This is a genomic window from Mesorhizobium sp. M1006, assembly GCF_040318825.1.
Taxonomy (GTDB): domain Bacteria; phylum Pseudomonadota; class Alphaproteobacteria; order Rhizobiales; family Rhizobiaceae; genus Mesorhizobium.
This window is the reverse complement of sequence record NZ_JAMYMZ010000001.1, coordinates 51,946-74,199: the sequence shown is the minus strand read 5'-3', so window position 1 is coordinate 74,199 and position 22,254 is coordinate 51,946. Positions and strand designations below refer to the sequence as shown.

24 protein-coding genes are annotated in these 22,254 nt (G+C 61.8%); 10 read left to right on the top strand and 14 right to left on the bottom strand.

The annotated features are described in order from the left end of the window. Positions 1–91 precede the first annotated feature (91 nt). From NKH60_RS00365 to NKH60_RS00335, 7 genes are all read left to right on the top strand, one after another. Positions 92–355 (top strand): hypothetical protein, encoded by a 264-nt coding sequence (locus tag NKH60_RS00365; RefSeq protein WP_352452117.1) that lies wholly within the window; start codon positions 92–94, stop codon positions 353–355. A 267-nt stretch (positions 356–622) separates the two neighbouring features. Further along, positions 623–3,184, top strand: coding sequence for a GcvT family protein (locus NKH60_RS00360; RefSeq protein ID WP_352850040.1), 2,562 nt, complete (start codon positions 623–625; stop codon positions 3,182–3,184). A 146-nt stretch (positions 3,185–3,330) separates the two neighbouring features. Then, the gene (locus NKH60_RS00355) at positions 3,331–4,155 is read left to right on the top strand and encodes a site-2 protease family protein (protein WP_352831069.1); all 825 of its coding nucleotides are present in this window, start codon (positions 3,331–3,333) and stop codon (positions 4,153–4,155) included. Positions 4,156–4,255: 100 nt separating this feature from the next. Then, the gene (locus tag NKH60_RS00350) at positions 4,256–5,104 is read left to right on the top strand and encodes a DUF1194 domain-containing protein (protein ID WP_352831067.1); all 849 of its coding nucleotides are present in this window, start codon (positions 4,256–4,258) and stop codon (positions 5,102–5,104) included. 114 nt (positions 5,105–5,218) lie between these two features. Next, on the top strand, positions 5,219–6,169 hold the full coding sequence (locus NKH60_RS00345; RefSeq protein ID WP_352452114.1) for an ABC transporter substrate-binding protein: 951 nt from the start codon (positions 5,219–5,221) through the stop codon (positions 6,167–6,169). 71 nt (positions 6,170–6,240) lie between these two features. Further along, positions 6,241–7,017 (top strand): ABC transporter permease, encoded by a 777-nt coding sequence (locus tag NKH60_RS00340; protein WP_352539653.1) that lies wholly within the window; start codon positions 6,241–6,243, stop codon positions 7,015–7,017. Continuing rightward, positions 7,014–7,796, top strand: a complete 783-nt coding sequence (locus NKH60_RS00335; protein WP_352500960.1) for an ABC transporter ATP-binding protein — start codon at positions 7,014–7,016, stop codon at positions 7,794–7,796. The genes NKH60_RS00340 and NKH60_RS00335 overlap by 4 nt, the downstream gene beginning before the upstream one ends. A gap of 10 nt (positions 7,797–7,806) precedes the next feature. On the opposite strand, the gene NKH60_RS00330 is transcribed toward NKH60_RS00335, so the two are convergent. The 4 genes from NKH60_RS00330 to NKH60_RS00315 all read right to left on the bottom strand — a co-directional run bounded on the left by NKH60_RS00330 (position 7,807) and on the right by NKH60_RS00315 (position 9,984). Next, complete coding sequence (locus NKH60_RS00330; protein ID WP_352500959.1) at positions 7,807–7,980, bottom strand: type II toxin -antitoxin system TacA 1-like antitoxin; 174 nt, start codon at positions 7,978–7,980, stop codon at positions 7,807–7,809. Between the two features lie 58 nt (positions 7,981–8,038). Next, positions 8,039–8,977, bottom strand: coding sequence for a GlxA family transcriptional regulator (locus NKH60_RS00325; protein ID WP_352501106.1), 939 nt, complete (start codon positions 8,975–8,977; stop codon positions 8,039–8,041). A gap of 351 nt (positions 8,978–9,328) precedes the next feature. Next, on the bottom strand, positions 9,329–9,463 hold the full coding sequence (locus NKH60_RS00320; protein WP_013894968.1) for a hypothetical protein: 135 nt from the start codon (positions 9,461–9,463) through the stop codon (positions 9,329–9,331). Positions 9,464–9,798: 335 nt separating this feature from the next. Further along, positions 9,799–9,984 carry a hypothetical protein gene (locus NKH60_RS00315; RefSeq protein ID WP_352452109.1) on the bottom strand — a complete coding sequence of 62 codons (186 nt, stop codon included), beginning with the start codon at positions 9,982–9,984 and terminating at the stop codon, positions 9,799–9,801. 229 nt (positions 9,985–10,213) lie between these two features. Here NKH60_RS00315 and NKH60_RS00310 point away from each other — a divergent pair, with 229 nt between their 5' ends. Continuing rightward, complete coding sequence (locus NKH60_RS00310) at positions 10,214–11,113, top strand: LysR substrate-binding domain-containing protein (RefSeq protein ID WP_023676521.1); 900 nt, start codon at positions 10,214–10,216, stop codon at positions 11,111–11,113. A gap of 5 nt (positions 11,114–11,118) precedes the next feature. On the opposite strand, the gene NKH60_RS00305 is transcribed toward NKH60_RS00310, so the two are convergent. The 10 genes from NKH60_RS00305 to NKH60_RS00260 all read right to left on the bottom strand — a co-directional run bounded on the left by NKH60_RS00305 (position 11,119) and on the right by NKH60_RS00260 (position 20,610). Continuing rightward, positions 11,119–12,102, bottom strand: coding sequence for an alpha/beta hydrolase (locus NKH60_RS00305; RefSeq protein WP_352539654.1), 984 nt, complete (start codon positions 12,100–12,102; stop codon positions 11,119–11,121). 268 nt (positions 12,103–12,370) lie between these two features. Beyond that, on the bottom strand, positions 12,371–12,553 hold the full coding sequence (locus NKH60_RS00300; RefSeq protein WP_352470285.1) for a hypothetical protein: 183 nt from the start codon (positions 12,551–12,553) through the stop codon (positions 12,371–12,373). 186 nt (positions 12,554–12,739) lie between these two features. Beyond that, complete coding sequence (locus tag NKH60_RS00295) at positions 12,740–14,809, bottom strand: ASKHA domain-containing protein (protein WP_023676517.1); 2,070 nt, start codon at positions 14,807–14,809, stop codon at positions 12,740–12,742. A 113-nt stretch (positions 14,810–14,922) separates the two neighbouring features. Further along, positions 14,923–15,897 carry a methyltetrahydrofolate cobalamin methyltransferase gene (locus tag NKH60_RS00290; protein WP_023676516.1) on the bottom strand — a complete coding sequence of 325 codons (975 nt, stop codon included), beginning with the start codon at positions 15,895–15,897 and terminating at the stop codon, positions 14,923–14,925. A gap of 80 nt (positions 15,898–15,977) precedes the next feature. Continuing rightward, positions 15,978–17,069, bottom strand: a complete 1,092-nt coding sequence (locus NKH60_RS00285; protein WP_023676515.1) for a methylenetetrahydrofolate reductase — start codon at positions 17,067–17,069, stop codon at positions 15,978–15,980. Further along, positions 17,066–17,689 (bottom strand): methylenetetrahydrofolate reductase C-terminal domain-containing protein, encoded by a 624-nt coding sequence (locus NKH60_RS00280; protein WP_352454616.1) that lies wholly within the window; start codon positions 17,687–17,689, stop codon positions 17,066–17,068. Before NKH60_RS00280 ends, NKH60_RS00285 begins: the two co-directional genes overlap by 4 nt. Beyond that, positions 17,682–17,984 (bottom strand): virulence factor, encoded by a 303-nt coding sequence (locus NKH60_RS00275; RefSeq protein WP_352539655.1) that lies wholly within the window; start codon positions 17,982–17,984, stop codon positions 17,682–17,684. Before NKH60_RS00275 ends, NKH60_RS00280 begins: the two co-directional genes overlap by 8 nt. Before the next feature lie 234 nt (positions 17,985–18,218). Then, entirely contained in the window at positions 18,219–19,130 is a 912-nt protein-coding gene (locus tag NKH60_RS00270) for a fatty acid desaturase (protein ID WP_352679959.1), read from the bottom strand. 43 nt (positions 19,131–19,173) lie between these two features. Beyond that, positions 19,174–19,956 carry a formyl transferase gene (locus NKH60_RS00265; protein WP_352679962.1) on the bottom strand — a complete coding sequence of 261 codons (783 nt, stop codon included), beginning with the start codon at positions 19,954–19,956 and terminating at the stop codon, positions 19,174–19,176. A gap of 78 nt (positions 19,957–20,034) precedes the next feature. Continuing rightward, positions 20,035–20,610 carry a DUF4893 domain-containing protein gene (locus tag NKH60_RS00260; protein WP_352470292.1) on the bottom strand — a complete coding sequence of 192 codons (576 nt, stop codon included), beginning with the start codon at positions 20,608–20,610 and terminating at the stop codon, positions 20,035–20,037. A gap of 121 nt (positions 20,611–20,731) precedes the next feature. Between NKH60_RS00260 and NKH60_RS00255 the strand changes: the two genes are divergently transcribed. Together NKH60_RS00255 and NKH60_RS00250 are read left to right on the top strand one after the other, a co-directional pair. Then, positions 20,732–21,688, top strand: coding sequence for an NAD-dependent epimerase/dehydratase family protein (locus tag NKH60_RS00255; protein WP_352539658.1), 957 nt, complete (start codon positions 20,732–20,734; stop codon positions 21,686–21,688). Next, positions 21,689–22,204, top strand: coding sequence for a hypothetical protein (locus NKH60_RS00250; protein WP_352539659.1), 516 nt, complete (start codon positions 21,689–21,691; stop codon positions 22,202–22,204). Positions 22,205–22,254 lie beyond the last annotated feature (50 nt).

Genomic DNA, 22,254 nt, shown 5'->3' with positions numbered 1-22,254 from the left:
GTTCAGCTTGCATTACATATAAGCTCACCTGCAAACGGCGAGAATGCCTTGCGAAATGCAACAGAGGCGGTGGCAACACCGATACTGCAAAATGTGGAAGTCTCTCGTCGCCGCCGTCGCTTTTCTGGCCGTGGGCGGTTCGGCCCATGCCGCCAGCGCGGTCAACAAGGACGCCGAGACCCGCACGCTGATCGTGACGGAAGGCGGCGGCAAGACCGAGCTGGCGCTGGCCGCTGGCGAAACCGTGGAATTTTGCCCGAGCGGCTGTTTTGTTACCTTGCCGAATGGCGACCTCGAGGCGCTGACCGGTTCGGAGACGATCGAGATCTCGGGCGGCGTCGCGCGCATCAAGTAAAGTCGACGCCATGATTTTTGAAGGCCGGGCAAACGCCCGGCCTTTTATTTGCTTCCGGTAATCGGCGATGAAGGTATGCATTTTTCTTCGAAGCTGCGCAGGACGGGCTCTAGCAGTGCCTTCGTACCGAGCAGGGCGAAGGCTTAGGTCTAACTGCATTCGACGGGCTGGTGGCGCGGGCTTTTTTGGCGATGTCGCAAACAGGCTGCAAGCGCGGCGCCGCGCCGCCCTATAGTCTGCTCGCATAGCATCTTGGAGTCGCGGGCAATGGCAGGGTTTCCGGAAAAGACGAAGGTCGTCATCGTCGGGCTGGGCGGCATCGTCGGCGCATCGGTCGCCCATCACCTGATCGAGCGCGGATGGGACGATATTGTCGGCATCGACAAATCGGGCATCCCGACGGATATCGGCTCGACGGCGCACGCTTCCGACTTCTGCTACACGACCAGCCATGATTTCCTGTCGTGCTGGACGACGCTCTATTCCATCGATTTCTACGAAAAAATGGGTCACTACGCGCGCATCGGCGGCCTCGAGGTCGCCCGCGTCGGCGACGACGCCCGCATGGCGGAGATCAAGCGCAAGATCGCCTCGGCGAAGGCCTTCGGCACACGCGCCCGCCTGATCGATCCCGCCGAGATCAAGGAAAAATTCCCGCTGATCGAAGAACAGATGGTACAGGGCGGCCTGTGGGATCCCGACGCCGGCCTCGTCATCCCGCGCTCGCAGACCGTCGCCGGCAAGCTTGTCGATCAGGCGGAAGCTTCCGGCAAACTCAGGGCGTTTGCCAATACGTCGGCCAGGTCGCTCGTCATCGAGAACGGCCGCATCAAGGGCGTGGTGACCGACCGCGGCACCATCGAGGCCGACTATGTCGTGGTCTGCACCGGCATCTGGGGACGGCTGATCGCGGAAATGGCGGGCGAGGACCTGCCGGTCATGCCGATCGACCATCCGCTTACCTTCTTCGGGCCATACACCGAGTTCGCCGGCACCGGCAAGGAGATCGGCTGGCCGCTGCTGCGCGACCAGGGCAACTCAGCTTACATGCGCGATACCGGCGACCCCAAGACCGCCGAAGGCGGGCAGATCGAATGGGGTTATTACGAAGAGACCAATCCGCGACTCTGCCATCCGCGCGATATTCTCGAGAAAAACGAGGCGCGGCTTTCGCCGTCGCAACGCGATCTCGACATGGAGCAGATCCTGGCGCCGCTCGAGCGCGCCATGGAACTGACGCCGATCCTGGGCGAGCTGGGCTACAATGAGAGCCATTCCTTCAACGGCCTATTGCAGGTGACGGCGGACGGCGGCCCCTCGATGGGCGAAAGCCAGAAGGTCAGGGGCCTCTGGTATGCGGTGGCGGTTTGGGTCAAGGACGGCCCCGGCATGGGCAAGCTCATCGCCGACTGGATGACGGACGGCCGCACGGCGATCGACCACCACGCCATCGACTATTCGCGTTTCTATCCGCACCAGACGAAAGAACAGTTCATCTGGGATCGCTGCACCGAAACCGCTATGAAGGTCTACAACCCAGCGGTCCATCCACGCGAGCCCTTCTCCAAGGCTCGCAATGTCCGCCGCTCGCCCTTCTGGGAGCGCGAGAAGGAACTCGGCGGCTATTTCATGGAACTCGGCGGCTGGGAGCGCGCCCATGGCTACGCCGCCAACGAGCATCTGCTCGAGAAATACGGCAACCGGGTGCCGGTGCGCCAAAACGAATGGGATAACCGCCACTTCTGGCGCGTCTCGAACGCCGAGCATCTCGCGATGAGCGAGGATTGCGGCATCGTCAACCTGTCGCATTTCGCCATGTACGACGTGGAAGGCCCGGACCATGTCGCGCTGATGGAATGGCTGTGCGCGGCAAAAATCGGCGGTGACGGCAATATAGGCAAGGGCATCTATACCCATTTCCTCGACGAGGAAGGCATGGTGCGCGCCGACCTGACCGTCATCCGCATGGCCGGCCGCTGCCGCGTCATCGACGGCGCCGATGCCGGGCCGCGCGACTTCCAGTACATGCGCCGGACGGCAGAGGACAAAGGCTTCGACGTTAGCGTCACCGATGTGACCGAGAGATATGTGACCGTCGGCATCTGGGGTCCGAACGCGCGGGCGACATTGAGCAAGTGCGTGGAAAACCCCGATGGGCTGACGCCGGAGAATTTTCCCTTTGCCGCGATCAAGCCCGTCAGGATCGCCGGCAAGGACGTGACCGCCTTCCGCATCTCCTATGTCGGCGAGCAAGGCTGGGAACTGCACATGCGCTACGACGACGGCCTAGCTGTCTGGGACGCGCTGCGGTCGACCGGCGTGATGGCCTTTGGCGTCGAGACCTATGCCAACAGCCGCCGCATGGAGAAGAGCCTGCGCCTGCAGAATGCGGACCTGTTGACCGAATACAATCTGCTGGAAGCCGACCTTGCCCGTCCGAAAGTCAAGGAGGCCGATTTCTGTGGCAAGGCAAAGCATCTGGAATATCGCACCCGGGCGCATCAGCCGGCCATGCTTTGCACGCTTATCATGACCGACAATACCGATTCCAATGGCGTTCTCCGCTATCCGGTCGGCACGATGCCGGTGATGGACCCGCAAACCGGTGAGACGCTCGTCGATGAGCTCGGCCGCCGCTCCTTCACGACCTCGGTGGCCTATGGTCCGACCCTCGGCAAGAACATCGCGCTCGCCTACCTGCCCTGGGCGTATTGCCAGGAGGGCCGCAAGCTGAGCGTCGAATATTTCGGCGAGAAGTACCCGGTCGAAGTGGCCGCCGTCGGCTACAGGCCGCTCTACGACCCGGAGAACCTCAATCCGCGCAGCTAAGCGTTGCTTGCCTGCCGGTTCTCCACACAGGCAAGCCGAGCAGTGCCAGCAGGACCCTGAATGCGGAAGCCCGATTCATCGTCGGGCTTTTCGCTTTGTGGAGCGATGATTCTCGCTTACCGTCGCGCTGCGATTAGGGGGTGCCTTTGCGGCGGATCGGCTGGGACAGAAAAAACGATACGCTTGTGTTTCAACTGAACCGGAATATCCCGGTTCGCGTCAGCTGGACCTTCGCAATTCCCATTGTGCTGCCCTTCCTGAACGAGTGGGCGAGCCGACCCAAGGATGCACTGATCCATACCTCTATCTTTGCAGCGCTTCTGTTTGCGTCGATATTTCTGCACGAACTGGCACACGCCTGGATCGGACGCCGACAAGGCGTCGCCACCGACAGGATAGAATTATATCTCTTCGGCGGGCTCACGCGTTTCAAACGCGCCGCAGCGCCATCGCCTGCCTGGGCGCGGATTGCGATAGCGGGTCCCCTGGCGAACGTCGCGCTCGCCGCGTTTTTCGATGCGGCCTATTATCTGGTTTTTGGAGAACTCATCCCAGTTGCGCCCGAAAGGCCATTCGGGTGGCTGCCGTCAAGGTCGGCCGGTCCTCTGGAATGGACGCTTTGGATTGGCGCATTATTGAACGTGTCACTTATCATTCTCAACATCCTGCCCGCCTACGATCTGGATGGCGGCGTGATTGCAAGACATTTGTTCCTGAGACGCTTCGGCGTCCGCCGGGCCGCGCAGATCGTCGGCATCTGCGGCATCGTACTTTCAATTCTGCGTTTTGCGATCATCTTGCCTGCCGCGGTTGCAGGTATTCTGTTGTGGCTTCCGCCGTCATTCAAGCCGAACTGGACGGCAGCGCGCGGGGTCGGTGCTAGAAAACCGAAGCCGGACCCATCCTCCGAGACGGATGTCGAGAAGGCCGTGGAATGGCGGGGACGGGGCGGGCGCCGCATCCACAAATGAAATTCGTTTTCCGGCGGTTCGCAAAAATGTGACCGGATGAGCCCGGCTCTCCACCGGGCTTTTCTCTTTGTCGATCGGCGATTTTCGCTTACCGTGCGGCATGTCTGGTTTTGCCCGTGCAAGACATCTCGTCTCGGGTGCCGCCGCGCTGGCGTCGGTGCTATGGCTGACTGCAAACTCCCGCGCCGCCGAGCCGGTCGACGTCGAACTGGTGCTGGCAGTCGACGTTTCGCTGTCCATGTCGCCGGGCGAGCTCGAAATCCAGCGTCATGGCTATGCGGCGGCGCTGACGCATGACGATGTCCTGCAGGCAATCGGCGAAGGCGCTCATGGCAAGATTGCCGTCACCTATGTCGAATGGGCTGGCGCGACCTGGCAGCAGGTCGTGGTGCCGTGGACGGTGATCGCCAATCGTGCCGACGCCGAGCGGCTGGCAGCGCAGCTTTCCGCTCATCCGCCGGCCAGTGCCAGGCGCACCTCGATCTCCGGCGCGCTGGAATTCGCCAGCGATCTCTTTGCTGAAAGCGGCTTCCAGGGCGTGAAGCGGGTGATCGACATTTCGGGTGACGGCCCCAACAACCAGGGCGCACCTGTCGATATCACCCGCGACGCCGTGATCAAGCAAGGCATCACCGTCAACGGCCTGCCGCTGATGACCAGGGGCGGGTTCAGCAGCGCTTACGATGTCAACAATCTCGACCGCTACTACAGCGACTGCGTCATCGGCGGGCCGGGCTCCTTCATGATCCCGGTCAATGACTGGACGCAGTTTCCGGAGGCCATCCGTCGCAAGCTGGTGCTGGAGCTTGCCGGTCCGGCCTCGCCGCAGCGAGCGGCGGAAGAGGCGGCGCATCCGCCATTGGTGCTGGCACAGGACATCCCCGTCACCGACTGCCTAGTCGGCGAAAAAATGTGGCGCGACCGCAGCTGGATGTACGACAGCCGCTGATGGCGGAGTTTGCTGTCGATGGTGACATACCGCAGTGCAGCATCTGCTTCATTGACAAGCCTGCGGGCGTCTGTGACACAATTCCGCATCCGAACACATTAAAGGGGAACCGACATGAACAGGATCGGAATTCTTGCCGCAAGCTTGACGCTTGCCGTCGGATTGTCCGCGCCGGCGATGGCCGCCACATCGGTCAGCATCGGCATCAGTGGGTGGACCGGCTTTGCGCCGCTGACGCTCGCCAAGCAGGCCGGCATCTTCGAAAAGCACGGCCTCGACGTCACCTTGAAGAAGGTGCCGCAAGCCAGCCGGCCGCTCGCCATCGCCAGCGGCGACCTGCAATGCGCCGCCACCACGGTCGAGACCTGGCTGGTCTGGAACGCCAATGGCGTGACGACCAAGCAGATATTCCAGCTCGACAAATCCTACGGCGCCGACGGCATCGTCGCCCGCAACGACATCAAGACCGTCGCCGATCTCAAAGGTAAGTCGGTCGCGTCTTCGGCGCCGGGCACCTCGCCCTATTTCATGCTGGCCTGGGTGCTCAACAAGAACGGCATGTCGACCAAGGACGTGACGGTCGTCAACCTGGAGCCGGATGCGGCGGCGCAGGCGTTTCTCGCCGGCCAGAACGATGCGGCGGTCACCTATGAGCCGTTCATCTCGGCGGTGCGCGAAAAGTCCGACCAGGGCCATATCCTTGTCACCACTCTCGACTATCCGATGGTGCTCGATACGGTCGGCTGCACGCCGGAGTTCCTCAAGGCCAATCCGGATGCGGGCAAGGCGCTTGCCGACAGCTATTTCGAGGCACTCGACCTGATCAAGAGCGATCCGGCGAAATCCTATGAGACGATGGGTGCCGACGTGAAGCAGTCGGCCAAGGAATTCGAAGAGTCGGCCAAATACCTGAAATGGGCCGACAAGGCTGAAAACAAGCAGTTCTTCACCAAGGAATTCCAGGACTTTTCCAAGACCGCTGGCGAGCTTCTGCTGCAGATGGGTTTGATCAAGGAAGCTCCTGACGTCTCGACGTTGGCCGACACCAGCGCCGTCGCCGACTAACCGCCAGGATTGTCGCCCGGCGGCGGCGCGTGCGCCGCCGCTTTTTCATTCAGATCAGAGGACGGTCGAAGATGCCGCGCCCCTTGCATCCGGTCTCGCCGGGCATTCGAACCGTGCTCGGCATTTCGTTCTTCGTGCTGTTCGTGGCGTTCTGGGCGTGGATCACGCTTGGCGGCCACGTCAATCGCATTTTCCTTGCCGATCCGCTGTCGATGGTGAGAGACGGCTGGCGGCTGCTGGTCGAGGACCGCTTCTGGCTCGACATCCTTATCACCATCTGGCGCGTCTTCGGCGGGTTCCTGATGGCGGCCATCGTTGCCGTGCCGCTCGGCATCTTGATGGGTGCCTGGAAGCCCGTGGAGGCGTTCCTGGAGCCGTTCGTCTCCTTCGCCCGCTATCTGCCGGCATCGGCCTTCATCCCGCTGCTCATCCTGTGGGCGGGCGTTGGCGAGCTCGAAAAACTGCTGGTGATCTTCGTCGGCTCGGTGTTCCAGATCATCCTGATCATCGCGGTCAAGGTCGGCGGCACACGGCGCGACCTGGTCGAGGCGGCCTACACGCTTGGCTCGTCCGACAACGGCATCGTGCGGCGCGTGATCATGCCGGCCAATGCGCCGGAGATTGCCGAGACCCTGCGGCTGGTGCTCGGCTGGGCCTGGACCTATGTCATCGTCGCCGAGCTGATCGGCTCGTCGTCGGGCATCGGCTACATGATCATCAACAGCCAGTCGCGGCTGGCGACAGGGCAGATCATCTTCGGCATCATCGTCATCGGCCTGATCGGGCTGTTGTCCGATTTCGCCTTCAAGGCGCTCAACCGTTGGCTGTTTCCATGGAGCCTGGCGTGAGCAAGCTGCTCATCGAAGGCGTCTCGCGCACCTTCGCCGGTGTCGGCGGTGGACAGCCGGTCAAGGCGCTGATGCCGATCGATCTGGCGGTCGCCGCCAACGACTTCATCACGATCCTGGGGCCATCCGGCTGTGGAAAGTCGACGCTGCTCAGGATCGTCGCCGGCCTCGAAGCGCCGAGTGGGGGACGTGTTCTGCTCGACGGCAGGGTGGTGGACCGGCCCGGTCCAGACCGCGGCATGGTTTTCCAGTCCTATACGCTGTTTCCGTGGCTGACGGTCGCCGAGAACATCGCCTTCGGCCTGCGCGAACGTGGAATGGCCGAGCACGAGCGCAGCGAGATCGTCGCTTCTTACGTCGATCTCGTCGGGCTGAGAGGTTTTGAAAACCATTGGCCGAAGCAGCTTTCCGGCGGCATGCAGCAGCGCACCGCGATTGCCCGGGCACTGGCCAACGATCCGGAGATCCTGCTGCTCGACGAGCCGTTCGGCGCGCTTGACAACCAGACCCGCGGGCTGATGCAGGAACTGCTTCTCGGCATCTGGGAGCGCCGGCAAAAAACGGTGCTGTTCGTCACCCACGACATCGAGGAGGCGATCTTCATGGCGTCGCGCGTGGTCGTGATGACGGCACGGCCGGGCCGCATCAAATCGGACGTTGCCGTCGACCTGCCGCATCCGCGCCACTACACGCTGAAGACCAGCCCGGAATTCTCGGCGCTGAAAGCGCGGCTGACGGAAGACATCCGCGTCGAGGCTATGCGCACGGCGCAGGTATAGTCGCCGCAACCTACACTCGACCGCGACCGGAAAAGATGCTCGGTTCGCTCAACAGGCGCTTTAGACGTGGAAGGTCGCGCGTAGGGGCGTCCAGTGCCGCCATGAACGCGGCCCATTTTTCTGCATCGAGGCGGAAGCTGTGCGGGTCGGCCGGTTTTTGGGATAGGCTCGAACTCGTGGTCATGCGACATCTCTCGATGCGGGAATATCACACTTCGCCGGTCCTCTGCTGATTTGCCAGATCAAGCCGCCAGCAATTGCTTGCGATCGACGCGTTCCTGTTGCGGCGAGCGGGCGTACAACTCGCGATAGCATTTGGAGAAATGCGAGGCGGAAACAAAGCCGCAGGCGACCGCCACTTCGACCACCGGCAACGACGACTGGATCAGCAGGTGCCGGGCGCGGTCGAGGCGGATCTCCAGATAGTAACGGGCAGGGGAGCGCCCCATCTCGGTGCGGAACAGGCGCTCAATCTGCCGGCGCGACAGGTCGACATGATCAGCGACCTCGATCAGCGAGAGCGGCTCGGAGAGATTGGCTTCCATCAGCTCGATAATAGCCAGAACCTTGGAATTCTGCACGCCAAGGCGGGCGCGCAGCGGCAGGCGCTGGCGGTCGGTCGGGCTGCGCACGCGATCAGTCAGCACCTGCTCGCAGACGCGGTTGACGAGGCTTTCGTCGAAATCGTCGCCGATCAGCTTCAGCATCATGTCGAGCGCGGCGGTGCCGCCGGCGCAGGTGTAGATGTTCTGGTCGATCTCGAAGAGGTCGGCGAAGACATTGGCCTTGGGGAACGCCTCGGAAAAGCCCGGCAGGTTCTCCCAATGGATGGCGCAGCGCTTGTTGGACAGCAGGCCTGCGGCGGCCAGGATATGCGCGCCGGTGCACAGGCCGCCGACGGCAACGCCGCGATTGTACTCCTCGCGCAACCAGGCAAAGGCCGATTTGTTCTGGTAGCGCTCGACATTGATGCCGCTGCAGACGATGGCCATGTTCGGCCGGTCCGGTCCGGACATTTTCTTGCGCTCTTCCTCCAGCGAGGTGTTGACGGCGCATTCGACGCCGTTCGAGGCGCGCACCGGCTTGCCGTCGATGCTGGCGAGCCGCCAGCGATAGGCTTCATAGCCGAGCATGCGGTTGGCCGAACGCAACGGGTCGAGCGCCGTCGCGAAGGCGATCATGGTGAAATCGGGGACCAGGAAGAATACGAACGATCGCCGGATCGGGTGCTTTACGACGTTCACGGGTAGATCCTCACGCTGCAATGGCGCGAACAGGATGTCGCGATTAGCACAGCGACATCAGGAAAGACGTTTCCTGTCAATTGGCTAGATGGCAACGGAGCGACTTTATTTGCGACACGGGTCGCAAATGGGCGATCGCTATGCGGCGAAGGACGCAACATGCCGCCGGATCGACCAAACGAGCCTACGCAGTCTGCGCACACGAAAAACGCCGCCTCGGCAAAACCGAAGCGGCGCTGGATCGACTTCGAAGCAGCGCTAGGCTGCTTCCGCCGGGATTGCCGCGTCTCAGGCGACGAAGCCGAGGCGCGCGGCAGCCATGGCACCGGTCTGGCCAGGCATGGTGTTGGCCAGGCGCTGGCGCTCGAGCGCGGTCGTCAGGTTCATTTCGCGACGGGCAAAGAGGCGGGCAAAAAGCTTCATGATCATCTCCATTCGGTTGCTCAGACGGGTCGCCTTCGCTTGATGGAGTGGGGCAGCTCGTTTGTTGATGATGATATAGGCTTACGTGAGGGGAAACTAAATCGCAAAAGCGAAGCACTTGATATGAAAAGCGACACGGAATGCGACAAATTTGGGCATTCTGCCCAGGATTTTCGATTATTTACAATGCGTTGATTGCCAGTGCGGGCTGCTATGCGACTTGCTCATATGCGGCATGCGACGGCGACATGGCTCGGGAAAATCATTGGAGTACAAACAAAAAGGCCTGCCGGGCTGATCTGCGCGGCAGGCCTTCAGCTGTTGATACACACGGTTTACTTTGCTCCAGCCCACGATCCCACACCATGGCGAGTGCCGGCCTTGGCATCGGCAGCTTCGGGCCAGCCGATATCCTTCTGCAGTTCAATCGGCAGCGCGCGGATGGCGCGTTCCGTCTGGTAGCGGGCACGGGCCTCGCTGAACTCGGTCGCGATCCGACCGATGGATGACAGGATAGACATCTCATTCTCCTTCGCGTTGGGCCGGGTCGTCCCGGCGCTTGCAGCGTCAGGCGGTACACCGGCTTTGTTTCAGCTTCATTTCGTGTCGATTGCAGGTCCGTGTCATGGTTGTTTCGGGACCACTTCGATGCGTCCTGCCTCCGACCGAGTTGACTATCCTCCCAAACTGATGTTCAATCAAACGAAATGGAATGATGGTTTGCATCAGAAAAATTGAAGGCCGCTTGCCATGAACGCCCCACTCAATCATCCGCTGCCGCTGCTCGATCTCGATGTTCTGCGCACTTTCGTCGCAATCGCCGAGACCGGCAGCTTCACCACTGCGGCCAATGCGGTCTTCCGCACGCCGTCGGCCGTCTCGATGCAGATCAAGAAGCTGGAGGACATTCTCGGCCGCTCGGTGTTCGCGCGCGACGCCCGTTCGGTGACGCTGACCACCGATGGCGAGATGCTGCTCGGCTATGCGCGCCGGCTGCTGTCGATCAATCGCGAGGTGGTGTCGAAGTTCATCATTCCAGACATTGTCGGCGTGGTGCGGCTCGGCTCGCCGGACGATTACGGCGAACGTGTGCTGCCGCATGTGCTGAAGCGGTTCGCACAATCGCATCCATCTATCGCGGTCGACGTCACCATCGACCAGAGCGTCAATCTGCGCCGGCGCATGGACGACCGGGCGCTCGACATCACGTTGCTCACCAACTCGTACAAGACCAGCGCGATCGGCGCCGAAGTGCTGCTCACCGAGCCGATCGTCTGGGCCGGTGCCAAGGGCGGTTGCGCGCATCTGCGTGAGCCGCTGCCGGTCTCATTGTGGGAAGAGGGCTGTGCCTGGCGGGCAGGGGCATTGGAGGCGCTTGGCCGCGAGGGCCGCAACTACCGTATCGCCTATATGAGCGCACACACGGCCGGCCAGCGCGCCGCGATCATGGCGGATCTTGCAGTCGCGCCGCTGCCGAAATCGTTCCTCGGCAGCGATATGGTCGAGCTGTGCCCGAAGGACGGCATGCCTGACATCGGCACCTACAATCTGGCCATGGTGGTGACGCCGGACGCCAGCGCTCCAGTGAAGGCAGTCGCCGACCATATCCGCGCGACGTTTGAGATGTTCAGGGAAACTGGGAAGTTCTGAGCCAACTACGACCTGAGCGGCGCAACCAGATCGCGAGGCGTTCCGTCGCGGTCTGCCCTTTGCAGCGACAACTCTCCTGCCTTGGCATGATAACTGTCAGTTTCGTTGGTCAAGAAGGCCACTATGCTGTCCCGCGCGCGACGCGCCTCCGGCATGTCGATCAACGGCCAGACATGGAACATGCCTTGCTCGTGGACGACCTCAATTTCGACGCCGGCCGCGCGTGCCTTTTCCGCGAAAATCAGATTGTCGGGGGTGAGCAGATCGCGTGAACCGGTCAGCAGCAGCGTTTTGGGCAGCACCGACAGGTCGCCGTAAACCGGGCTGATGCGCCAGTCGGTGGGATCGATGCCGGCGCTGTAAAGCCGGATCGCCTCGCGGCCGCCGGCAATGCCCAGCCACGGATCGTTGCGTTCGGCCTCATACATTTCTGGGTTGGCGAGCGACACGTCGAGACCGGGCGAAATCAGCACGTGGCGTGATGGCAAGGGCAGGCCGTCTTGCGCAGCCATCATGGTCAGCACGACGGCCATGTTTCCGCCGGCGGAATCGCCCATGAAGATGATATCATTCGCCCTGGTTTCGCCGAACATCTGGCGGTAGACGGCGCCGACCATGCCGAACATGGCGTGAAAATCGTGTTCGGGAGCAATGGGATAGATCGGCACGGTGATACCGAACCCGAGGCGGTCGGCCATGTCGGCGATCAGCCGCCAATGATAGGGTGTGATTTCAAAGACGTAAGCGCCGCCGTGCAGGTAGAGAATCCGCCTCCGCTCACCAGCCTGGGGAGCGATCTCGTAGACGGGAAAGCCGTTGATCGTGCGGGTTGTGATCTCCAGGCGTGACCACAGCGACGCAGGCGGCTGATGGTTTTCCGTCCTGCGCGCATAGGCGATCCAGCGCTGCAGGTTCTCGGGGCTGGAAAACGCCTTCTTGCGGCTGTACCTGAGGACGAACGACACGACGTGGCTTTTGAGACTGGGCATGCAGATACACGGACTTCGGCTGAGCCGACTAAGAGAACCCCCGACTATTTCGAAGATTGTGTCGCCACCAAAAAAGTCAAGATTGATGCAATCTCAACACGGTCGTTTGATCCCAGCTGTCGACAAAGCGTCCGGCCATGAAGTCTCTGGCCTACCGGTGCAGCTCAACGCCGCGGCAGCAACGCGGCGCGCAGCCAATTGTTGGGTGCAGCCGGAGCCGCATTGCGGCTCCGGCGAATACCGAGCAGCTTGCATTTGTCGATGAATTTCATCCGCGCTGCGTGCCCCATCCGACCGAAAGCTGCCTTTCGCTCGAACGCGGCGACACCGGCCAGCCAATGTCCTTTTGGATCTCAGGCGGCAAGCTGTTGAGGATGCGCAGCGACTTGCGCGCTTCGCGTGTTTTCTTGAAGGCCGCACCATAGCGGCCGAAGCTTTCGAACATCGACATCTTGATCTCCTTGGAGCGTTGCGGTGGCCGAAAACTGTTTCCGCCGGCCGTTCGATGCCGGTTAAATGCTCCGCCTATGTATCTGGCGGATTTCACGAAAACGCGATTTCGTTTCCAGATCGGCGCGATCTGGAAACATTTGCATACAAATGAAAATGGAAGGTCTGACAGCCTGGCGGAGGCGAGTCATCCCCGCCCGCGCCGCGCGGCATGGCCTTCGCGCGAACGCCGCCGCGGGGCAGCGTCGCCGGCAATGCCGTCTTCGCTCACCGTCTTGCGCGGCGGCAGTTTCACCGCCGCCGACAGCTTGGGAAACGGGTCGATCTTGTTCGGGAGCGCCATGGCATAAACGAAATGTTCCTGGAATTTCGGCTCCAGCGCCGTCTCGATCTTCTCGATCTTGCTAACGGTTTCCTCGATCTCGCGGCGATAGCCACGGTTCAACAGCGCCATGCGGGCGCCGGCGCCGGCCGCATTGCCAACGGCCGAGACCTTGTCGAGGTCGCAATCCGGAATCAGGCCCAGCACCATTGCGTATTTCGGGTCGATGAACGAGCCGAATGCGCCGGCGAAGTGGATGCGGTCGACATGATCGGTGTGCTGTTTTTCCATCAAAAGCTTGGTGCCGGCATAAAGGGCGGCCTTGGCTAGCTGGATAGCGCGCACATCAGTCTGGGTGATGGTGATCTTGGGCTCGCCTTCCTTCAGCACATAGGAGAAGGTGCGGCCATTGGCGACGACGCGGGGCGAGTGGCCGCTCAGCGATCCATCGACGACGCCGTCCTCGGAGATGATGCCGGCGAGATACATCTCGGCGACCACCTCGATGATGCCGGAGCCGCAAATACCGGTGACGCCGGTCGCCTGCACACTGTCGAGGAAGCCCGGCTCGTCGGACCAGAGTTCCGAGCCGATGACGCGGTATTTCGGTTCCAGCGTTTCAGGATCGATGCGGACGCGCTCGATGGCACCCGGTGCGGCGCGCTGGCCACCGGAGATTTCCGCACCTTCGAAGGCCGGGCCAGTTGGCGATGAGGCCGCCACGACCCGCTGGCGATTGCCGAGCACGATCTCGGCATTGGTGCCGACATCGACGATCAGCATCATCTCGTCCTGGCGGTGCGGCCCTTCCGACAGCGTCACTGCGGCAGCGTCCGCGCCGACATGGCCGGCAATGCAAGGAAGCATATAGAGCCTGGCGCCCTGGTTGAGCTTCAAACCGATATCCGATGCCTTGATGTGCACGGCGCCGGAGACGGCTAGCGCGAAGGGGGCGCCGCCGAGCTCGGTCGGATCGATGCCGAGGAACAGATGGTGCATGATCGGATTGCCGACGAACACGGAATCCAGGATGTCGTTGCGCTGGACGTTGCCTTCGGTGCAGACCTTGTCCACAAGCCCCGAAATGGCCTCGCGCACGGCGACCGTCATGCCTTCGCGGCCGTCCGGGTTCATCATCACGTACGAGACACGGCTCATCAGATCCTCGCCGAAGCGGATCTGCGGATTGGATGTGCCCGACGAGGCGGCGACGCGGCCCGACAGCAACGACACCAGATGCATGGCGATCGTGGTCGAGCCGATATCGCAGGCAAGTCCGTACGCCTCGTTCTTGAGGCCGGGCCACAAAGCGATGACCCGTGCGGTCTCGCTGTCGGTGTCCTTGTGGATGGCGGCGGTCGCGGTCCAGTTGCCTTTGCGCAAAATGCCTTGCACCTGCGGCAACAGATGGAAATCGAAATCGAGGCTCTTGAGGCCCCAGTCCTTCATCAGCGCGATCTTCAGACGGTCGAGGTCGCCGAGCGGCTTGTGCATGTCGGGTTCTTCGATCTCGACATAGCACATGCGGATTGCCGCATCGCGGGCGATGACCCTGGTGTCGGCGTCCTTGCGAATGGTCTGCGCGTTGATGACGGTGTCCTGCGGCACGTCGACGACGAGATCGCCGAGAATCTGCGCCGAGCAGGACAGCCGGCGGCGCTCGGGCAGGCCGCGTACGCGCTCGTAGCGCTCTTCCTTGGCGCCCTTGGGCGAGAGGTGATCGTTGGAGGAAACGATCTTGTGCTTGGCGAAATTGCCTTCCTGCACCTCGATCTGGCAACGCCCGCAAGTGGCACGCCCGCCGCACACGCTCTCGACATAGACACCGAGTTGGCGCGCGGCGTCCAGAACCGGCGTGCCGACCGGAAACCGGCCGCGCTTGCCCGACGGCATGAACAGCACGAGCGGATCGGTGATGTTGACGGGAGAGTTCATACGTTCCAGACTTTACTTTCTACGCAGCTCGGGTCTTGGCTACGGCAGCGATGCCGCTATGTCTCGGTTCCTCCCCAGTCCTAGGCCCCATATCGTGTCGGCCAAGACCTGGCTCAACCCCGGGCCATACGCGCTTCGCGGCCGCCGCGCCTGCGTCCGCCATTGCCATTGCCATCGCCCGGCGCGTTGACCTGCGTCCGGGCGGCAACGGCTTGGCCGCCTTCAGCAGGCTTGTAGTCCTTGTAGGTCCTGATCCAATTGGTGCAGTTCTCGTCGGTGCCGTTCAGCACGTTGGCGCCACGCACCGCTTCCATTTCCTGCGGCCGCACCGGGTTCATGATCGCCGAGGTCATGCCGGCGCCGATCACCATCGGGATGAAGGCGGCGTTGATGCCATGACGGTGCGGCAGGCCGAACGAGATGTTGGAGAGGCCGCAGGTGGTGTTGACCTTGAGCTCCTCGCGCAGCCGGCGTAGCAGGGCAAATACCTGGCGGCCGGCATCGCCCAGCGCGCCGATCGGCATGACCAGGGGGTCGACGACCACATCATGCGCCGGAATGCCGAAGTCGGCACAGCGCTGAACGATCTTCTTGGCGACGGCGAAGCGCACATCGGGGTCCATCGAAATACCGGTCTCGTCGTTGGAAATGGCCACGACAGGAACGTTGTATTTCTTGATCAACGGCAGGATGGCTTCGAGCTTTTCCTCCTCGCCGGTGACAGAATTGACCAGCGGCCGGCCCTTGGCGACCTTCAGCGCCGCTTCGATTGCCGCAGTCACGGAGGAGTCGATCGACAACGGCAGGTCGACCAGGCCTTGCACGATCTCCAGCGTCTGCACCAGCAGCGCCGGCTCGGTGGCGTTGGGATCGACTGCAGTGACGCCGGCATTGACGTCGAGCATGGTCGCCCCACAGGCGGCCTGCTCCAGCGCATCCTTGATGACGGTCTCAAAATTGCCGGCGATCATTTCGGCGGCCAGCTTTTTGCGGCCGGTCGGATTGATGCGCTCGCCGATCACGCAGAAGGGCTGATCGAAGCCGATGATGATTTCTCGTGTCGCCGAGGCGACGATAGTGCGGGTCATGAAATCTCTCCATCGTGATATAAAGAGTTCTTTATATCGTTATCTGTTTCTGATCAAGCGAATGCTGACGATTCGCGCTGTCAATGCGCGGTCTTGACCATGTCGACCTGGGTTTCGGTGAGGTCGTCATGCAGTATGTGGTCGAGCCGGTCGGCAACGAGCTGGTCGTCGCGGCGGATTTCGCGTTTCCACGGCCGGCGACCCTTCAGCACGCCAGATTCGTCGACGATCTCAGCGACGTATTCTTCCTGGCGATAGGCCATCACATGGACGCCGGACACACCGGGAATTTCCTTCACCTCATTGATGATGTCGATGCAGAGCTGCTTGCCTTCCTTCTTCTGATCCTGAGCGCCTTCCAGGCGCTTGACGATCTGATCGGGAATGTGAATGCCCGGTACGTTGGAGCGGATCCATTTGGCCGTCTTGGCCGAGGCCAGCGGCCCGACGCCGCACAGGATGAAACATTTCTCGGTATAGCCGAGATCGCGGACCTTCTGCATGTAGGTGCGGAACATCGGTACGTCGAAGCAGTACTGGCTCTGCACGAACTGTGCCCCGGCGGCGATCTTCTTGCCCAGCCGATAGGGCCGGAAATCGATCGGCGGCGCAAACGGGTTGATCGCCGCGCCAAGGAAAAGCTGCGGCGGGGTCGTGAGTTTGCGGCCGGACAGGAATTTGCCGTTATCGCGCATAACGCGGCAGGTTTCGAGCAGCGACATGCAGTCGAGATCGAACACCGGCTTGGCGCCGGGCTGGTCGCCGGCCTGCACGCCGTCGCCGGTCAGGCACAGCATGTTGGCGACGCCCATCGCAGCACCCCCAAGCACGTCGCCCTGGATGGCGATGCGGTTCCGGTCGCGGCAGGCGATCTGCATGATCGGGGCATAGCCCATGCGGGTCAGCAGCGCGCAGATGCCGACCGACGACATGTGGCAGTTGGCGCCGGAAGCGTCGACGGCATTGATGGCGTCGACCCAGCCGTCGAAAATCCTGGCGCGGTTGTAGACGTCTTCCGGATCGGCGCTGTCGGGCGGATTGAGCTCGGTCGTCACTGCGAACTCGCCGCGCCTGAGGACGCGTTCCAGCCGGCCACGCGAGGTGTGGCCGGGCAGGGGATCGAGCGGCAAATGGATGCCGGCCGGATTCTCGTCTGGCTGACGGCCGATCATGCCGATGCTCCGGTCTTCGTAGTATTCCGGGCCGCATTGCGGGCGGCCGCGGCCTGCGCGGTGACCCGCAGCCAGGCGGAAGTTTCGCGCAAGGACTGATCCACCGGCTTCTGCACTTCCAAAATCTTGTCGCCATGCACCATGTTCCGCGAGCCTTCCCAGGCTTTGACCCAGACGCAAGGCATGTCAGGCTCGACCTCGCAATTGCCGTTGGCGCGGACACCGCCGCAAGGGCCGTTGCGCAATTGCTTGGGGCAGTTCATTGGGCACGACATGCCGGTCGAAGAAAGAATGCACTGGCCGCACATGCGGCAGTCGAACATGAATCCCTTGACGCGCTTTTCGACGAATTTCACAGGCCCTTCGACACGGCTGTAGCCGATGCCCTTCCACAGCGGATGGAGGAGCAGGAACATGTCGGCGAATTTGCCGTAGAACCATTCGAGCAGCCGCGAATGCCGCACAGACCAAAGGCGCACCGCGAAAGAGCGCTGCACACGCCGCTGCGGCGACACGTCGGCCGGCTTGTAGTCGGATTTCGGCGCCGCCTTCTTGACGATGGTCGCCTGGGTCACGCCGGCTTGAGCCGTCGTCGCCGGCATTGATTGGGGATCAGACATTTTCTTTGCCGCCCGCCTTGACCAGAGCGACCAGCCGCTCACGGTCGTATTTCGCATCAAGTTCCTGAAGAGCCTTCTCGGCCTCGGCTTCAAGATCGTCACTGACCGGAATGGGTTCTGCCTTGCGCCATTCGGCAAGATAGTCGTCGGTGCCGCCGGCGCCGGTGCGCATGGCGCACATGTCGATCGCCTCGGTGAAGCGCAGCGGCAGTTCGCGCTTGGCGTTCTGCCGGCCCTTTTTGACGATGACCTGGGCGGGGATGTCGCGCCAGTAGACGACGATCAGATCGGCCATGAATTCCTGCTCCTGCAGAGCGCCGTGCGTCCAATCGACTCACAAACGATGCTCTACCACTTAACTCCGCTGCATCGTGCTCTCCGAAGATCGATTCCGATCTTTTGGCCAATGCAGTGGTTTCGAGCATTGCCGGAAGCGCTGTTGGGCTGCTTGTTATGGGACGACGCGGGGGCCTTCAAAAGCGACGCAATCGACGGCCGCGGTTGAAAGCGGAGTTTCTTCCAGCACTGGTCAGCCGGCGCGGCCATCGTAGCTGCCGACCAGCTTCCTGTGGAAGCGCACGTAACCTCGTTCGGTCGTGCGTAAATGCTCCGCGACGATGTCATGGAAGCGCGGCAGGCGGTGGAAGGGAACGGCCGGATAGGAATGGTGCTCGGAATGGTACGGCATATTCCAAGCCACGAAGCGCACCAGCCTTGTGGTGAAGGTGGTGCGGGTGTTCTCGAGCATGTTGGCGACATGTGGGCACAACGCGTGCTCGGCCAGCAGGTAGGCACGCAAAAACGGCTGTCCGACCAGCACCGGCACGATCCAGACCCACAACAGCAGCGCCGACTGCGCGGCGAGCGATGCGGCCAGCAATGCCGCATAGCCGATCAGGAACTGCCGTGCTTCGGCAACCACCTTGCCGCGGCGCTTTTCCGGCACAAAGCCGTCGCGGTTGCGGCCCGCCGCATTGGTTGCGATCACACGGCCCATGGCGATCCAATAGGGGCCGCCTGACAGATAGCGCAGATATTGGCTGATGGTCTCCGGCTTCGGGGCCATCAGTTCGGGGTCGTTGTCCGGGTCGTGCGTATGGCGGTGATGGGCGAAATGGAAATAGCGGAACCATGCCGGCGGCAGCAGGATAAGGAAGCCGGCCACGGCGGCGATGGTGCGATTGAGCCGCGCCGTTCTGAACGCAGTTTCATGGATGGTCTCGTGCAACGGCGTGAAGAAGAAGACGATCAGGATTCCCTGCGGCAAGACGAGCGCGGGCCAGAACGGGATGCGAGCGGCGATCAGCGCGCCTAGCAGGATAACCAGCCCGGCATGGACCGCCAGCCGGACAATGCCTGGCCGGTCAACCCTGGCGGTGAGGTCGCGACGGTCCTCGACCGAAAGGCCGGCAATGATGGTGCGGTGGTCGATGTCGCTCATGATGCAATGTTAGTGGCGGGTGGCTGTCCGGTAAATCGGCGCGTCACCAGACGCCGTTCCTTATCCCCGTCCAGAGATAAAACCATATCGTCGGATGATACCATTGTGTCGAAGGTAGGCCGGGATCCACCGTGCCGAGCTTGCCGGCCAGCGCATCCCTGACCGCTTCGACGCAGATGTCGCGCGAGAAGGCCGCCTGCCGCAACGCGTAGCTCGAAACTGTGTCGCCGGGCTGCGGTTTGCCACGCGTCTGCCGCAGCACGCCGCCAGTGTCGACGCCGGCGTCGACCAGATGCACGGTGGTGCCGAAGTTCTCCGCATCGCCTGAAGCCAGCGCCCAGTAACCGCCGTTCATGCCACGATATTTCGGGGCGATGCCGGCATGGTAGTTGAGGACCGGGCAAGGGATTTTCGCCAGCGTCTGCCGCGACAGCAAGCGGCAGCCGGCGAGCAGCACCACACCCGGCTGGATTTCCGCAATCGCCTGCAGGCACTCCGGCGCGTTGGCCGACGAGACATAAATGATCTTTTGCCCAGGCTTCGGTTCGGTTTGCAGCTTCTGCCCGGCGGCAAGCCGTGCTGCGTGGCCGGCGAAGAAGCGCTTGCCGAGGCGCGTCAGCACCATCGTGCCGAGTTGACCGATGGCCGAGGTCCAGCCTTGCCGCCGCGCCCGCGCGAGGAGCAATTGCTTTTTGGATTCAGGAGCTTCGAGGATGACGCTGACCGGGCCGAGTTGATCGGCGAGGGCGTTGACGATCGCCCAGATATGCGGGCCGCCTTCGGTGACGACGACGATCGGCCGTTGGTTTGTTTTCGACAGTGCCATGCTCTGCGACTCCCCGCAAAGAACCTGTTCTTTGCGCGCGAATGCTAGGCTGACCGGGTTAACCCCTGGTGATCGGGCTCAGCGCTTGAATTCGAGGATATCGAGCTTCGATTCGTAATAGGGCGCCGGGAACTCGATGCGCCATTCACTGGCGCTGTTGCGGAAGGCATAGCCGACCTGATCGCTTTCCGGGCCGCTGCCGTAGGGCTTTGCCGGATCGTCGTTGACGTGGAAGGAACCGAGATAGATCGCGCGTTTCTCGCCATCGTCGAAGAAGCGGCCCTTGGTGCGTTGCGAGCCGGTGATCTTTTCCAGTCTCCAGCCAGAACCGTCGTCGCTCACCTCGCATTTGAACCAGCCATAGATGACGAGCGGGCTCAATCCGCCGGCCTTGATGGTGCGGCATTGCCATTTGCCGGTCAGGTCCCTGTCAGAGAAGGGAACCAGCGGCTTTGCCAGCAAAGCGTCGAGCTGCTTGACCTCGGCGGGATCGCCGGCCTTCGCCTCGTCAAGCGCTGCCTTGCGCGTCTCGCCATATTTGTTGAGCCGCGCCTTGTCGGCAGCCGTTATCAGCGTCTGCACCTCGCCATCGGCGAACGCGGGCATGGTCAAGCAGAGGACAGTTGCTGCGGCAAACATGAGGCGAGCGATCATCGGTGGCGTTTCCTTTTTGATGGCTGGAGCAGGCTGTTTTCTTGTCTGGCGCATACCTTAATGTTTCGCCGCGTTCTGTCATCCGTGCCTGAGCATCGACAGCAGAAACGAGGTGGAAAGAATGCGGATCTTGCTGACGGGATCGTCCGGTTGGCTGGGCAGCGCCTTGGCGCCGCGCCTGCGGGCTCTTGGCCATGACGTCACCGGCCTCGATCCCGTTCCGTCTTCGGAAACGCCGATCGTCGGCTCAGTGGCCGATCGCGACCTGGTCATGAGGGCGGTCGAGGGGAACCGCGTCGAGGCCATCATCCATAGCGGCGCGCTGCACAAGCCTGACATCGAACGTTATCGCAACGAGGATTTCGTCGAGACGAATGTGCGCGGCACGCTCAACCTGCTCGACGCGGCGGCAGCATTCGGCGTTCAGCGTTTCGTGTTCACGTCGACGACGTCGCTGATGATTTCCCAAACCATTCGCGCCGGCTTCACCGGCGGGACGCGCAAGGCGGCATGGCTGACGGAAGACATGTCGCCTGAACCGCGCAACATCTACGGCGTCACCAAGCTTTCAGCCGAACAGCTCTGCCGGCTCTATCATTTGCAGTTCGGCCTGCCGGTGATCGTGTTGCGCACCGCCCGGTTTTTTCCCGAGGCGGACGACATGGCGCACGTGATCGAACAGTCGGATGCCAACACCAAGGCCAATGAGCTGTTGTTCCGCCGGCTGACGGTGGAGGACGCAGCCGACGCCCACATCGCTGCCCTGGAGAAAGCGCCGCAATTGGGCTTCGACACTTTCATCATCTCGGCACCGACGCCTTTCCAGCCCGAAGATTGCGCGGCCTTGATCGCCGACGCGCCGTCGGTCGTGGCGCGCTATTTTCCGGATTATCCGGCGCTCTACGCGAAGAAAGGCTGGACGATGTTTTCGTCGATCGACCGGGTCTATGATGCGTCGCGGGCGCAGGAAGCGGCTGGGTTTCATCTGCAAGACGAGCTTTGCCGATGTGCTCGCCCGGCTTGTGGCGGAATAAGAGCGCGGGTATTCGTCAGGAATGCGCGTCACTGGGAGAGGTAGTTGGGAGTAACAATCTACTTTGAAGGACAGTTACGGGGTCACGAGCAATATGCTGCTTTGCTGCACGAAGCCAAGGCGTTCGCCATTGCGCGAGACTGGCCGGTGCGCGAGATCGATGAGCGCGAGAAGACGCTCAATCGAGTCATTGATGAACGAAACGTGGACTATATTGGCCCTGTGTTTGGAATAGAGCTTCAACCGCATCCCAATTCGGAACCGCTGCGGCTTGAGTTCGACAAGCACCTCTTCGTTCAACAACACTGTAAAACTCAGTTTTCAGGTGCAGGCGCTCATATCGAGATCATCAGCTTTCTTCGCGAAATTACTCGCTTGTTCTCCAGTCTCAATGTCGTCGATGAAGGGGCGTATTGGGAGCTAAGTGATCCGTCAATTCTGCAAAGTAATTTTGACAATGTCGATGCAATGCTTGCCGAAATATTGCTTAAAGATCCAACCGCGCGGGGACCGATCCGCCTTGAAACCGGGCGCATTATCGATGTCATATCGGATCGGTGAATCGGTGGGCGAAAATGAACGGCAGCCTCCGGCAAACGCTTAGAGGACGC

Excerpts from the sequence above, each read along its gene's own strand:
- NKH60_RS00365 (WP_352452117.1), top strand. The coding sequence starts at position 92 with ATGTGGAAGTCTCTCGTCGCCGCCGTCGCTTTTCTGGCCGTGGGCGGT.
- NKH60_RS00360 (WP_352850040.1), top strand. The coding sequence starts at position 623 with ATGGCAGGGTTTCCGGAAAAGACGAAGGTCGTCATCGTCGGGCTGGGC.
- NKH60_RS00350 (WP_352831067.1), top strand. The coding sequence starts at position 4,256 with ATGTCTGGTTTTGCCCGTGCAAGACATCTCGTCTCGGGTGCCGCCGCG.
- NKH60_RS00345 (WP_352452114.1), top strand. The coding sequence starts at position 5,219 with ATGAACAGGATCGGAATTCTTGCCGCAAGCTTGACGCTTGCCGTCGGA.
- NKH60_RS00340 (WP_352539653.1), top strand. The coding sequence starts at position 6,241 with ATGCCGCGCCCCTTGCATCCGGTCTCGCCGGGCATTCGAACCGTGCTC.
- NKH60_RS00330 (WP_352500959.1), bottom strand. The coding sequence starts at position 7,980 with ATGACCACGAGTTCGAGCCTATCCCAAAAACCGGCCGACCCGCACAGC.
- NKH60_RS00325 (WP_352501106.1), bottom strand. The coding sequence starts at position 8,977 with ATGATCGCCTTCGCGACGGCGCTCGACCCGTTGCGTTCGGCCAACCGC.
- NKH60_RS00320 (WP_013894968.1), bottom strand. The coding sequence starts at position 9,463 with ATGAAGCTTTTTGCCCGCCTCTTTGCCCGTCGCGAAATGAACCTGACG.
- NKH60_RS00315 (WP_352452109.1), bottom strand. The coding sequence starts at position 9,984 with ATGTCTATCCTGTCATCCATCGGTCGGATCGCGACCGAGTTCAGCGAG.
- NKH60_RS00310 (WP_023676521.1), top strand. The coding sequence starts at position 10,214 with ATGAACGCCCCACTCAATCATCCGCTGCCGCTGCTCGATCTCGATGTT.
- NKH60_RS00305 (WP_352539654.1), bottom strand. The coding sequence starts at position 12,102 with ATGCCCAGTCTCAAAAGCCACGTCGTGTCGTTCGTCCTCAGGTACAGC.
- NKH60_RS00300 (WP_352470285.1), bottom strand. The coding sequence starts at position 12,553 with ATGTCGATGTTCGAAAGCTTCGGCCGCTATGGTGCGGCCTTCAAGAAA.
- NKH60_RS00295 (WP_023676517.1), bottom strand. The coding sequence starts at position 14,809 with ATGAACTCTCCCGTCAACATCACCGATCCGCTCGTGCTGTTCATGCCG.
- NKH60_RS00290 (WP_023676516.1), bottom strand. The coding sequence starts at position 15,897 with ATGACCCGCACTATCGTCGCCTCGGCGACACGAGAAATCATCATCGGC.
- NKH60_RS00285 (WP_023676515.1), bottom strand. The coding sequence starts at position 17,069 with ATGATCGGCCGTCAGCCAGACGAGAATCCGGCCGGCATCCATTTGCCG.
- NKH60_RS00280 (WP_352454616.1), bottom strand. The coding sequence starts at position 17,689 with ATGTCTGATCCCCAATCAATGCCGGCGACGACGGCTCAAGCCGGCGTG.
- NKH60_RS00275 (WP_352539655.1), bottom strand. The coding sequence starts at position 17,984 with ATGGCCGATCTGATCGTCGTCTACTGGCGCGACATCCCCGCCCAGGTC.
- NKH60_RS00270 (WP_352679959.1), bottom strand. The coding sequence starts at position 19,130 with ATGAGCGACATCGACCACCGCACCATCATTGCCGGCCTTTCGGTCGAG.
- NKH60_RS00265 (WP_352679962.1), bottom strand. The coding sequence starts at position 19,956 with ATGGCACTGTCGAAAACAAACCAACGGCCGATCGTCGTCGTCACCGAA.
- NKH60_RS00260 (WP_352470292.1), bottom strand. The coding sequence starts at position 20,610 with ATGATCGCTCGCCTCATGTTTGCCGCAGCAACTGTCCTCTGCTTGACC.
- NKH60_RS00255 (WP_352539658.1), top strand. The coding sequence starts at position 20,732 with ATGCGGATCTTGCTGACGGGATCGTCCGGTTGGCTGGGCAGCGCCTTG.